The 12,759-nt window shown below is 56.5% G+C and carries 11 protein-coding genes; 5 read left to right on the top strand and 6 right to left on the bottom strand.

Translation table 11 applies throughout. The features are described from left to right. From BN1134_RS08045 to BN1134_RS08030, 4 genes are all read left to right on the top strand, one after another. A complete protein-coding gene (locus BN1134_RS08045; RefSeq protein WP_156991707.1) occupies nt 1–729 on the top strand; it encodes a fimbrial biogenesis chaperone in 729 nt (242 codons plus the stop codon). Further along, nucleotides 726–1,838 (top strand): hypothetical protein, encoded by a 1,113-nt coding sequence (locus BN1134_RS08040; protein WP_042046457.1) that lies wholly within the window; start codon nt 726–728, stop codon nt 1,836–1,838. Before BN1134_RS08045 ends, BN1134_RS08040 begins: the two co-directional genes overlap by 4 nt. Nucleotides 1,839–1,861: 23 nt before the next feature. Further along, nucleotides 1,862–4,306: a hypothetical protein gene (locus tag BN1134_RS08035; RefSeq protein ID WP_042046456.1), complete on the top strand. Its 2,445-nt coding sequence runs from the start codon at nt 1,862–1,864 to the stop codon at nt 4,304–4,306. A gap of 145 nt (nt 4,307–4,451) precedes the next feature. Then, nucleotides 4,452–6,749 (top strand): hypothetical protein, encoded by a 2,298-nt coding sequence (locus BN1134_RS08030; RefSeq protein WP_042046454.1) that lies wholly within the window; start codon nt 4,452–4,454, stop codon nt 6,747–6,749. A 59-nt stretch (nt 6,750–6,808) separates the two neighbouring features. On the opposite strand, the gene BN1134_RS08025 is transcribed toward BN1134_RS08030, so the two are convergent. The 4 genes from BN1134_RS08025 to BN1134_RS08010 all read right to left on the bottom strand — a co-directional run bounded on the left by BN1134_RS08025 (nt 6,809) and on the right by BN1134_RS08010 (nt 9,016). Then, nucleotides 6,809–7,180, bottom strand: coding sequence for a hypothetical protein (locus tag BN1134_RS08025; RefSeq protein WP_156991706.1), 372 nt, complete (start codon nt 7,178–7,180; stop codon nt 6,809–6,811). Continuing rightward, nucleotides 7,161–7,424 carry a hypothetical protein gene (locus BN1134_RS08020; RefSeq protein WP_042046451.1) on the bottom strand — a complete coding sequence of 88 codons (264 nt, stop codon included), beginning with the start codon at nt 7,422–7,424 and terminating at the stop codon, nt 7,161–7,163. Before BN1134_RS08020 ends, BN1134_RS08025 begins: the two co-directional genes overlap by 20 nt. 254 nt (nt 7,425–7,678) lie before the next feature. Further along, on the bottom strand, nt 7,679–8,101 hold the full coding sequence (locus BN1134_RS08015; protein WP_042046450.1) for a nucleotide triphosphate diphosphatase NUDT15: 423 nt from the start codon (nt 8,099–8,101) through the stop codon (nt 7,679–7,681). 702 nt (nt 8,102–8,803) lie between these two features. Then, a complete protein-coding gene (locus BN1134_RS08010; protein WP_042046449.1) occupies nt 8,804–9,016 on the bottom strand; it encodes a cold-shock protein in 213 nt (70 codons plus the stop codon). Nucleotides 9,017–9,715: 699 nt separating this feature from the next. Here BN1134_RS08010 and dusA point away from each other — a divergent pair. Next, on the top strand, nt 9,716–10,771 hold the full coding sequence (dusA, locus tag BN1134_RS08005) for a tRNA dihydrouridine(20/20a) synthase DusA (RefSeq protein WP_084214753.1): 1,056 nt from the start codon (nt 9,716–9,718) through the stop codon (nt 10,769–10,771). A gap of 36 nt (nt 10,772–10,807) precedes the next feature. Here dusA and BN1134_RS08000 read toward each other — a convergent pair whose 3' ends face one another. Both BN1134_RS08000 and BN1134_RS07995 read right to left on the bottom strand, forming a co-directional pair. Beyond that, the gene (locus BN1134_RS08000; RefSeq protein WP_042046447.1) at nt 10,808–11,128 is read right to left on the bottom strand and encodes a hypothetical protein; all 321 of its coding nucleotides are present in this window, start codon (nt 11,126–11,128) and stop codon (nt 10,808–10,810) included. After that, nucleotides 11,128–12,729, bottom strand: a complete 1,602-nt coding sequence (locus tag BN1134_RS07995; RefSeq protein WP_042046446.1) for a peptide ABC transporter substrate-binding protein — start codon at nt 12,727–12,729, stop codon at nt 11,128–11,130. Before BN1134_RS07995 ends, BN1134_RS08000 begins: the two co-directional genes overlap by 1 nt. Between the last annotated feature and the right edge of the window lie 30 nt (nt 12,730–12,759).

Genomic DNA, 12,759 nt, shown 5'->3' with positions numbered 1-12,759 from the left:
ATGATCAACATGGTTAGAAACTCATTGTTTGCCGCAGCCGCATTGTTTAGTGGTCTTGCTTATGGCCTGACCGTAGACACGATATTTCTTGTGGCGGATAAAAATGGTAACGGCATCGTTACATTGACCAACGATCTGGATAAACCCAGTTTTATCAAGACCAGCATTGATGAGATAAAAACCGATGCCAAGGGTGGACTCATCAGAACTGCGTATACCAAGGATAATTTGAGTCAGTGGCGTATTATGACCACCCACCCCAAGCTGATTCTTGAACCGGGCCGCGAAAAAGAGGTCGGGGTGCGTTCCATGTGTAATCGCACCCAATGCGAGAGTGACCATGACATGGTGTTTTCGGTCACCTTTGCCCCCTCCCCTTATCTGAAGAAAGGGGAGCAAAAAGATGAACAGGCAGTACAAATTAATTACGGTTACTCGGTCGTTTATGTCATTCCAACCAAGCAAGGGAAGATGGCTTATCGTATCTCCAGAAATAAAAATATGCTGGAGGTCTTTAACCAGGGAAATACCATGCTGAGTCTGGTTATCGATGAATGCAGCGAGACCGACAAGGTGCAGTGCCGTATGCAGGAGCATGTGATCAATGGCCGCCTGCGCAGCATCAAACTGCCTGAAAAATATGCCGACAAGACGGTGAAAGCCAAAATCTACAACCACGATGGCTCCTATAAGCGCGAGCTGTTGTTAACCCCGGAGTTCAAGTCATGACTAGAGGCATTATTCTCGCGTGCAGTCTGTTCATGCTGACCAGCCTTCCTGCGGCGGCATTTACAGCCAATGGTCTGGTGGGGGAGCGAACCGGCGTTCGCTGGAGTAATGCCGCCAATATTGGCAGTAACCAAGCGTTGATCTCCACCTGGGGTGCGGTGCATGGCGCCGTCGCGACGACCGAGTGGACACCGGGACTCGGAGATAACTCAGCATCTGCGGTTATGCTGACTCATGCTACCGTCAGTAACACCTCTGTAATTGTGCCGATCAAGGTGGTAGGTCTGGAGTACCAAACCGATAATGTGGCGAGTTATCAGGATGTGGGGGGACTGGCTGAATGCGGCTCCCATCAACGCACAGGTGATATTGTTCGGTTGGTGCTGGATAATAATGATAAGTATAAGCCGTGCTTTTATCCCGGAAAATTTACATTATCGTCTCGTCAGACGCCATTTCGGTTTGTGCGTCCGATTATTTCGTGGGAGAAAGAACTGCTTGAGAAATTCTCAGGAAAACCGGAAGGTGTTTATCAAGGGGTGTTGCCGTTTCAGATCCGCTATGCCTATCTGAGTGATACCGGGGTATATACCTACCAGAATATATCTCGCTCTTTGATGGTTCGCCTGACCTATAAGAAAAACCAGGTCACCTCCGTTATCTTGTATGGGCAGTCCTTGATGCCGATGAAAATTGACAGGGCTAAGAGGGAGATTAGTGGCAAGACCATTCATCGTGTTATCGCCAAGGGATTTGATGGTGGAATGATCATGCGTTTCCAAGACGAAAAACATAAATTTCACTTACACCATGTTGATAGCCCTACCTATTCCATTCCTTACTCCATCAAGCTCATCTGTGGAGAGGGCACTGATTGTGCTGACGATGGTGCCCTGTTAGTCCAAGATGGCGACTTAAAGAAAAAATTTAGCAAAAAGACAAAGAGTGGGGGGGTGCGGGTGGTGCCGGCCAGTGGTAGCAAGTGGCCTGAATTAAAGTTCTCTCTGCTCTCATCTTATCAAGAGATCAAGATTGATGGTCCCAGCGATACCCTTCCCGAAGGGGAATATCAGGATCACGTAGTTTTAATTTTTGAGCCAGCACTTTGACAGGCAGTAACAAGGAGCAGCGTATGCACCATAACAAATTAGCTCTGGTCGCCATGCTGGCGTTATTCAATGTGGCTTGCGGCGGCGGCGGTGATGGCGGCAGCGATGAGGAGTACACCCCCCCGGCGCGTAAAACCGTGGTCTCGGCCAGCGATACCCTGCATCGGACGCTGGAGGCGTCGTTGACCCTGGATCTCTCATCGGCGGTGCACGCTACTGACGGCGCGGCCCTGACCCTGAGCCGGGTCGAGCCGCTGAGCACTGCCGCCAGCTGCGCCAATATCCGTGTCAATGACCTCGGCTTCTCCGTTGAAGGATTACAGGCGGGAACCAGCTGCCTTTATCGCTATACGGCGCGCAGCGGTGACGGGGAGAGCGCCTCTGCGCTGAGCTGGGTGGTTCCGGCTGAGCAGTTGACGCTGGACAGTCCCAGCCTGCCGCCGCAAGGGGTCGCGCTCATGGCGGCTCCCGATGCGAGCGCGTTGATCTGTATTGCGGCGCAGGAGGGCGATGTGGCTGAGCCAGCTCCGGATCGCCTCTTGCTTCTGCCGGAAACGGAGGGGTATACGCTCAATAGTGTGATGGCATTGGGGAGCGCTAACGCAGCGCTGGCGGCCAGACCGAACTGCATCACTGTCTCCGGTTACGGCGACCCCGGTATCACCCGCCTCTTCTATGAGATGGTTAAAGAAGAGACGGTCGATGAGATGGAAACGCAGGATCTGCGGATCGGCGTGATTGATGTCACCGTGTCCAGCCCGGCTACGCAAGCTCCTTATGCCCGCTCTTTTGTGGTGGGTGAGACCGCTTGCCAGGTGAAGGTCGGGGGGAAGGAACAGAGCCAGAGTAGCTGTCTGCCGGGGCAGCCCATCGTCATTAATCTCGATGAGGCCCTGTGTGCGGTGCAACCTGAGGCTGACGGCCGTTGTTCGATGCCGCTGACCCAAGGCAACCTCTATTTCTATAGCTTCGATGGCCTGATCGATAAGGCCTCAGGGGAGAGTTACAGCAGCGATGAGGCCATCCCTGTCAAGGAAAGTGACAACAAGATCGCCTTCCATGCGGCTCGGCCTGGGTTGCACTACATCACCTATGTTGTCCTCAATGACGACTATGGCTACGCCCAGGGGGTGATTACCGTCAAGGTGGGTCACTATTACGGCCCTATCACCTTGAACAGTGGTAGCGATGCGCCTCTTACCTTCTTGCCGCCCCTAACTTGGGCGCAGGCCGAGCAGGCTGGTGTGAAGGGGAAGGCCAGTGACGCAGAGTCGTATGGCCGCATCACCTATCAGGCGGCATTGCTCGATTACCCCACCTCAGCCTCGGTCTGTGCACTGCGCGGTGGTCGAGTGGCCAGCTTGGCCGAGATGCAGGCGTTGATTAACAGCACCGAGAGCGATGTGGTGCAAAAGCGTGGCAAGTGGCCGGTACAACACGAGTATTTTTTCAGCGACGTGACCAAGCCCGGCGTTCAGGCGGGCGGCAGCATAGATCTCCGTAGTGGTGCAATCGCTCTGCGTACCGAAAAGGCATTGCAGGAGTCGCTTTATTCGGCCTGTGTCGACAAACCGTTGGCTCCTCAGCCCGATTACGAGCTGGAGATCCAGTGGAAAGAGAGCATGGAGACCGGTGAGACGTTTCCTTTCAAGGTGACTTACTGGGTCACCGGTGACTCGAGCACCAAGCAGGTGTACGACGGCACCATCATTGCCACGCCGCTGGGCGGCATCGCGGCCAGTGTTGATAAGGGGGCGGGCGGTTTTACCCTGAATGCGGGCAACACCCCGGGTCATGGCACCATGTACCTCTATTTCGAAGGGGGGGATCTCGATGGCATGCAGGTGTATCGGCCGCTCAGTGTCTATCGCATCGATAAGAGCCGCATCTTTGGCACCAACAAGGACAAGTGGAACCAGGAAATCCGCCAGCAGTATTTCTCGATTGAAGATAGCCAGCAGATCATGCTCTATCACGGCTCCATCGTCGACTCACTCGGTGTCTCTAGGGAGGAGCGTATCGGTGGTGACTCCAAATCTGGTGGCGGTGCATCGCGGGTGATCACCGATATTGCAAAGCTCTCTTCCATCGAGATCAACAGCTGCACATTTACTGATTATGGACGCACTGATAGCCCGTGGGGTGGGGATCCCAACCGGGTTATCTACAACATGACCTTTAACTATATGGATCGTGCTCCTATCCCGGTCGCCGATGGCTGCCATCAAAAATCGTATCCTGTGGGGAATGAGGATTTTGACACCTGCTGGAAAGAGGGGAGTCGCCCTTCCGGTCAAGGCTATGTCTATTTCTGTCTCCATGGCTCGGAGGATCACCGTATCATGAGCGTTAGCCAAAGATCGGTTGATTTGAGAGGCAAAGAGCTGATCGGCATCCGCGGCTTCAGTAACGATGGCAACGACTACCTGAATGGCGTCGAGATCATCACCCGTACCTTTGAACCCTAATCCCGATACAGGACGGTGCAGCGTGCTGCGCCGTCTTACAGGGCACCTTGTTTTATTTCCCTTTGAGTAAGACCCGCCATGCATGGTCTTGGCGGCCGCCAGCTAACCGAGGTGGCGCCCGCAGCGCAAGTTTAAGGAGTTACACATGCAGAAGATTCATCTGGCTTGGATCCTGGTGTCGGCCATGTTCATGGCCTCCTGCGGGGGGGGCGGTGATGGAGGTTCGGATGACACACCTCCCGCGCACAAGGTGGCCATCCATGCCACCGAGGCCCAGCATGCGGCGCTGGCCGGTCAGGCCGTGAGCATCTCGCTGGCCGATGCGGTGCAGGCCAGCGATGGCTCGGCGCTGCGCCTGGTGGCCTTGCAGGGGCTGGCCGATCAGCCGGGTTGCGGGTCGAGCTCCTTTGCCGGGCTCGAGATCCTGTTGAGCGACGAGAGCCAGGCGGGAAGCTGCGTCTACCAATACACGGTGCAGGCCCGTGACGGTACCCGCGAGTCGGCGGTGGCCCGCGTGGTGCTCAAAGGGGAGGCGGATATGGAGAGCTACCAGCTAGCGCCGATCACCGTCTCTGTGACAAAGGGGGAGAGTATTGAGATCGCCCCTGCACTGCCCGATGGTTATGAACTCGATGACTTGCTGGTGGTGTTGGGATCGGGGCTTGCCCATGTGGCGGATGGCAAAATCCACTACAAAGGAGGCGTCATCGGAGTCGCTCAGGTTCTCTATCAGGCGGTGCAGCAACCCGAGGCAGGATGCGAACCGGACGAGACTAACGCCTGCGCAACCAAGGTTAAATTGGGCTCGGTCAATATCGCCATTTCCGGTGAATCTATGCTCTCGAGCCTGGGGGCACGCAACTTCCTGGGCAACGAGTATGCCCATGACGAGCAAGGTGAGAAAAAATCGTCCATCTATCCGGGTGAGACTGTGGTGATCAATGTGATGGGCGGGAACCCTGTGCAATGGTTGGATGGGGTGCATCTGCATGATGTCAACGTCAACAGCAATCAGGGCAAGGTCTCGGTCGTGCCGGCTGAGGATGGTCTCAGCCATACCCAACTGAGCTTCTCGGCAGCGGCGCCAGGGGAGTATGACATCGCCTATACCGTCACCGATCACCATTACGGGTTTTCTTCGGCCGTGATCCGGGTCAAGGTCAGCAACTACTACGATACCCTTTCGCTGACGCTGGGGGAGCGAGGACTCACCTTCCTGCCGCCACTGACGGTGAAACAGGTCGAGGAGAGCGGGTTTCTCTATCAGGATTGCGACAAGGATGGCGGTGCCTATGAGGGCAAGGATGGCAATGACTATTGCGTCGCCCGATTCAACTATGCCCAGGCCGAACGGCTCTGCCATGCCCGTGGCGGGCGGTTGCCCTCGATTGATGAGTTTACGACTCTGTTTATCAACAGAGGGTCGGTAGATTATGGCTCGTGGCCACAGCGCTATGGCTACCTGACGGCGCCCAAGACTCCCTTCTCCGGTACTGAAGGGGTATCCCAGTACGATTGGAGTACGGGGGGGGTAAACACGTTGTCTTCCACTGAAGTTGAGAATGGCCACTACTATGTCACCTGCCTCAAGGAAGCGGGCCGCACGGCAGAAGATCTGATCTACGAGATTAACTGGCTTAGCGAGCAGCCGGTCGATGGCTCCTTCTATTTCGATATCAAGTATCGCTGGCGTGACTGGGAGAGCAGCCGCCCCAGCGAAGCCTACACAGGGAGTGTTGCCTCTGTGGTGGTGAATGGCGATCTGGCGGCATATGTCACCAGCTCTGATTCGCCTGCCAATGGTCGCTTTATGCTTAAAGCGGGTGCTAAGGCTGGAGAAGGGAGCATCAGGATCACCCTGACGGAGACAACATCTGAGCTGTATGGTTTTGAGATAGTGCAATATCTTGATATCTATCATGAACTCTCTTTGATAAATGGGGTTAAAACCTACAACTATTCGAGTGTCCCGCTGCGTAAGCAGTATTTTAAACCGTCTGACAAGATCTATATGACGGGGGGGACGCTAGGTAGTCATAATGGGATAAATGAAGATGCACCAACCCCGACGTTTATTGAGACTATCGGCGTGTCTGAAGCTGAGCGTCTCGGTGGGGGAGAATCTTTCTGGAGTTCTTATAAGAAAGGGTATGTGCTGCTCGACAATATTAGATCGATTGTGGTGAGCTCTTGTGAGTTACATTGGTGGTGGGATATTACCAATAATAATCCATCCACGGTGATCAATAGGATCGAGATCTTAAAAAAGAACGGTGAATATTATGTCTCTGGTAAATCAAAAGACTGTAAAAATTTTTATGAAGTAAAAGAATCAATAGCGGCAGGAAGTGGTAGAACCTTGAAGATCATGTCGTTCAATGCCTACTCCAACCACACCAACACGGCGATCAATGGCATCGATATTTATGCCAGGGAAGAGTAAGTCAGGGAAAAGTAAAAAAATCCCCGTCCATTGGACGGGGATTTTTTTTAACGGCCACCCTAGCGGTTGGTGGGGGGAGTGAGAGCGGGCAGGGGAAGCACCAGCAGGCGGTTATCGTGATTGGCCTGTAGTGATAACAGGTTCAGCCGCTCGGCGCCTTGACGCTGCGCCTTGGGGATCGTAAGGAGCAGACGCTCTTTGCCGCGTAGCTGGGTCGTTGGCAGCCTCAGTGGCACCATCTCACCGCTGCTGGCGCTGAGCCAGGCCTCGATCCTGGCTGTGTTGCTGGTTTCATTCCCCAGCCACAGATAAAGGTTGCCCTCTGCATCCGCCACGGGGTGCGAGCCTGCGATAGGCTCCAGCGCCACGGCCGGCATACTCAGGTATCCCAGCAACAACAGGGGGCGCCACTTATGACTTGGCGTTGTCATAGGTGAGCACCAACGCAGTCAACTGCTGGCCTGATGGGGTGGTAATGGGGTGACGCTGAATATCAATGGTCTGCTGATCTGGGCAATGGAGTGTCTTGGCCTGGGCAAGCTGCTTGGCGGTATAGCTATCCGGTTTGCAGCTGGGTAGTGGTACTCTGCCAACAAAACGTACAGTGGCTGTCGCGGGAATCGGGGTGGCAGGCATGGCCTGCAACGTGGCGCCGAGCAGCAGCATAGTTAACATGATGTAGGGCTCCGTTTTTGTTGTAATGCATAAGTCTTATCGTCCATTGCACGATAATCTTGAGGGAAAAGGAGCACATTTTATTTACATATTGTAACGTCGTGATTGGGTTTGTAGGATATTTCCCTTCTGTTATGTTCACCATCATAAAAAACATAGTGTTGATCCAGGTCGCGCTGTAGGAAATATCCCGGTCAGTCATTAAATAAAATAAGTGATGTCACTCGGTGGTATATCCGTTAGAGGGATACTTCTCATGATGAAGGGAGGTAACATGCTCCGGCGAGCCAGGCGGCAATGCCTTGACGGCTGGCATCGAAATGGGGCTCAGGAAGAGCATGTGGGCTGACCCAGTACCACCCCTCACACTTTTCCGGTTCGCATAAGCGGGGCTCACCAGTGACGCGCGCATGCAGAATGACTGAAACATAGTGCAATCCACTCTCTTGCCACGTCTCTAGGTTGTTGGTGATGGCCACGACCCTCGGCCTGTTGATGCAAAGGCCGGTCTCTTCCTCCACTTCGCGGATGGCCGCACTCTCGAAGGTTTCGCCAAGCTCCAGGTGCCCGCCGGCGATTGACCAGTAGGGAGCATGACTCCCTTTGCGTTTGCCCACCAGGATCTCCCCGCTGGCGTTTTCGAGTATCACTCCGACACCCACCCGTGGATAGTTCATCGTCTCCTCCCCATAGTGTGGGGAGGTATCTTGGCCGAGCAGCGCAACTACCGCAAGCCAGAGATGGGGGCAAGACGTCGGGGATGGCAGCGGTGACGCCGAGCCCTCTTTTTACCAATGAGGCGGCTCTGCCGGACTGTCTCTATCCGGAACAAGCGAGCCTCGGTGCAGGATGGCTAGGTTACCGCGAGGTTGGAAAGTCAGAAGGCGTGTTCAAGGGGAGGGAGATCTGGATCAGGGATGCATCGAGCCTGATGGATGCCTATGTTGATGCAGCAGGCAAGCATGGCTATACGGGTTATATGGTGGTCAGTGGGGTGATGAGTGCGTTATCGAAGACGAACGTCATGTTGTGCGGTGAAATGCGTATTAGTGATGAGTCCGCAGGGAGAGATCGGAGAAATTGGAGGCAGCATTATTTAGGGTGTAATTGCTCAATAGCCACTGATACATGCCTTCGGTGCTCAAAAGACCGGTGACATTTTTCCAGGTGGTACGTTTATGGTTCTCGGTGTTAGGGGCAGTGGAATAGCAAATCCACTTATCGCTATTGGGCGTGGTATGTTTGGATACACAGAGTTCGGGGTCGATATTAAAAAGCATGCATTGTACCTATATGGAAATAATATGAAGGGTAATGGTGGACGAGGGGGGAGTAAAATGTGGAAAGAGGGTAAGACGTGATGCTTACCCTATTTATCATTAATCAATGGCGCTGACGCTGACGGCGTTCTCACCCTTTTGGGTGTTCTCGATGGAGAAGCTTACACGTTGGCCATCATAGAGGCTGCGGTGTCCGTCGCCTTGAAGTGCGCTGAAATGGACAAACAGATCTTTGCCTCCCTGATCGGGAGTAATGAAGCCATAGCCTTTATCGGCATTAAACCATTTAACAGAGCCAGTAATCTTAGACATATAAAAACCTTGAATAATAGGGGGAGCGCTGCTGATGCAGCTAAAAATAACAGGTGGGAGATGCTCAGAAGGACTCACTGGGATGCGTGAGTTCAGGGAGGGACTGCAACTTGTTACTAATTACCTTCATGGCTGAAGGGTCTGGCTAAGGTACGTGGTTGTCTAATGAAAAGCAATGCCTATTTTATTTAAAAATGATGGACGGCTAAATGGCTAAGGCTGTTTAGTCTATTGCTCGGCGTTATTTCCCACATCACGGCAACTTAGATAGCACTCGCTGGGGGAGATGCGATCCCCTGCATTGACCTTGGCGGTGTCGCAATCGGCCATTTAGGTCGAGGCACTCAGCCTTGGTTCTGCCTAGGGTTGGGCTGATGGCAGGATGGGCACGGTAGCGCGCGATGAGTTCGTGGATGGTGAGGGCGGGTTGGGCAACCCCTCTCGCTCGCTCATCGCTACCATCGGCATCCCCCAACCCTTGGCATCGGACTGCCTGCCCAAGGTGTGGGATTCTCGGTATACTACCGCCTCGCCTTTATGTTCCCTGATGGTACAGCGATAGCGTAACTCGCCTTTGCTGGCCTTACGTTTTTCTATTGTGTCGCCGGCCATCGATACCTCGTGGAGGACTCCTGCTCCATGAGATGGTGGGGCTGTATGGGGCAGGTTCAATCAACAAATGTCTGGAAACACCCGCAAATGACGCAGAAACAAATCAGTGAAAACCCCGTGAAATCAGGCGCTGAGGCCATCTCTGGCCAGCCTGCCCACCGCCAGACATTCTCGATTGCCCCCATGCTGGATTGGACTGATCGCCATTGCCGCTATTTTCACCGCCTGATGAGCAAAAACATCCTGCTCTATACCGAGATGGTGACCACGGGGGCCATCATCCACGGCAAGGGGGACTACCTCGGCTACAACGACGAAGAGCATCCGCTGGCGCTGCAACTCGGTGGCAGCAACCCGACCGATCTGGCCCGCTGCGCCAAGTTGGCCCAAGAGCGCGGCTACGATGAGGTGAATCTCAACGTGGGTTGCCCCTCGGATCGGGTGCAGAACGGTCGCTTCGGGGCCTGCCTGATGGGCGAGCCGGCGCTGGTGGCCGACTGCGTCAAGGCTATGCGCGATGTGGTGAGCATTCCGGTGACGGTGAAGACCCGTATCGGCATCGACGATCACGACTCCTACGAATTCCTGCAAGCCTTCATCGAGCAGGTGCGTGACGCCGGTTGCGATACCTTCATCGTGCATGCCCGTAAGGCATGGCTGAGCGGCCTGAGTCCGAAAGAGAACCGCGAGGTGCCACCGCTCGATTATCCGCGCGTCTATCGCCTCAAGCGCGACTACCCGGCGCTCACCATCGCCATCAACGGGGGGATCACCTCGCTAGAGCAGGCCCAGGCACATCTTGCCGAGGTGGATGGGGTCATGGTGGGGCGCGAGGCCTACCAGAATCCCTACATCCTGAGCCAGGTCGATAGCCTCATCTTTGGTGAAGAGGCCGCGCCACTGAGCCGTCACGAGATAGTCCGGCGCATGCTGCCCTACATAGAGCAGGAGCTGGCCAAGGGGAACTACCTCTCCCACGTCACCCGTCACATGCTGGGGTTGTTCCAGAATCTGCCGGGGGCGCGCGGCTGGCGCCGCCACCTGAGCGAGAATGCCACCAAGCCGGGGGCCGGCATTCAGGTGTTGCTCGATGCCATGGCCAAGGTGCCGGAGCACTGGCAGCCGCGTGAGGCGGTGGAGTGAGCATGAGCGGCGCGCCTTCGGGCGCGCCGTTTGTTTTCAGGGGGCGTCGCTGTCGCTGAAGTCGTGGATCTCGCCCTTGCGAGCATTAAAGCGGGGATCGCTGTCATCGAGCGTGGCGAGCTGGGCGACCAGCGCGCAGAATCCTTCGCCCTGTTCGAGTTGCTCTCGGGCAAGGTCGATGGCCCGCTCGGCCCGGCGACGCTCTATCTTGTTGAGCGCCCGGTTGCTGAACTGTTGCTGCCGCTCCAGCGTCCAGGCGGCAAACTGTTGCTGGCACTGCTGCTCACTTGGCGCGTCGGCCTGGGCGTTCACCGACCACAGCAGCCAGGGCGCGACCAGTATGGAGACCCCCCTCATCAGTGGGCGACCAGATAGAGCTGGCGGCTGTAGGCGACATCTTCCGGATTGTCGATGGGATAGCCGCGCAGCCAGGGTTTGATGAGGCGCGCATTGGTGTACTGGTAGATGGGGGCGATCGGCATCTGTTCGCTCAGCTGCTCCTCGGCCTGGTTAAACAGGGCCGAGCGGGCGGCGCCGTGGCTCTGCTCGGCCCGGGCCAGCAGGGCGTCGTAGGCGGCATCGGAGAAGCCGGTCATGTTGCCACTGTGGCCGCTCTGCCACAGGCCGAGGAAGGCGGAAGGGTCGTTATAGTCCGCCACCCAGGAGGAGCGGATCACCTCGAAGTCACCGCTGCTGCGGCTGTCGAGGTAGCTCTTCCACTCCTGATTGGTGAGCTGAACCTTCACCCCGAGTTTTTGCTTCCACATGCTGGCCACCGCCAGCGCCATCTTCTTGTGAACCTCGGCGGTGTTGTAGAGCAGCGACAGGGTGAGCGGTCGCTCCGGGCCGTAACCGGCCTCTTTGAGCAGCGCCTTGGCCTCGGCATCCAGGCTGGCCTGCGCCGTCTCGCTCAGGTGGTTGCCGGCCGGCACGAAGCCACGGGTCACGTCGGGGGTAAAGCGATAGGCAGGGCGCTCGCCACTGCCGAGCACTTTGTCGGCGATCAGCTGGCGATCGATGGCATAGGAGAGGGCACGGCGCACCCGAACATCATTGAGCGGGGCCCGCTTGGTGTTGAAGGCGTAGTAGTAGGTGCCCAGCTGGGGCGGAGTGAACACCTCACCCGGCAGCTGGCGCAGCAGCTTGCCGTACTGCTCTTTGGGAAACGACTCGGTGATGTGCAGATCGCCGGCCAGGTAGCGGGCGGTGGCGGCGCTCTCTTGGTTGATGGGCACGAAGCTGACCTTCGTCAGCACCGTATGGGCCCGATCCCAATAATGAGGATTGGCGCTGAGCTCGATGCGCTCGTTGACCACCCGATTGCTCAGCACGAAGGCGCCGTTGCCGACCAGCTTGCCGGGCTGGGTCCACTGATTGCCATGGCGCGTGATGCTGGCGCGGTGCAGCGGAAACAGGCTGGGGTGGGTGAGCAGGTTGAGCAGATAGGGCACCGGGCGCGCCAGGGTGAGGCGCAGGGTGTGTTCATTCACGGCGCTGACGCCGAGCTGCTCGGGTGGCAGCTCCCCGGCCAGGATGGCGTCGGCGTTGGCGAAGGCCGCCAGCTTAGCAAACCAGGCGAAGGTGGCCGCTTCCTTGGGGTCGACCAAGCGGCGCCAAGCATAGACGAAATCCTGGGCGGTGACCGGCTCCCCCGTCGACCAGCGCGCCTCGGGGCGCAGGAAGAAGGTGTAGTGCAGCGGATCGTCCTGCTGCCAGCGCAGCGCCACGGCGGGCTCGGGCTCCCCGGCGGCATTTTGGGTCACGAGCCCCTCGAACAGATCGCGCACCACCTGGATCTCGGGCAGCCCGACCAGCTTGAGCGGATCCAGGGTGGCTGGCTCGTCCTTGAGGTGGCGCACTACCTCCTGCTGGGCCGCGAGTGGGGTGCCGGCGGGCACGTCAGCCGCCTTGGCCAGGGGCAGGGTGCAGAGCAGCAAGAGGGGGAGCCATCCTTTCATGGAGTCAGCCTTTCGGGTCGGGGAAATGGG

This window comes from Aeromonas simiae (assembly GCF_000820125.1).
In the GTDB taxonomy this organism is placed as follows: domain Bacteria; phylum Pseudomonadota; class Gammaproteobacteria; order Enterobacterales; family Aeromonadaceae; genus Aeromonas; species Aeromonas simiae.
The sequence above is the reverse complement of the archived record's forward strand: the minus strand, read 5'-3'. Positions and strand labels throughout refer to the sequence as shown.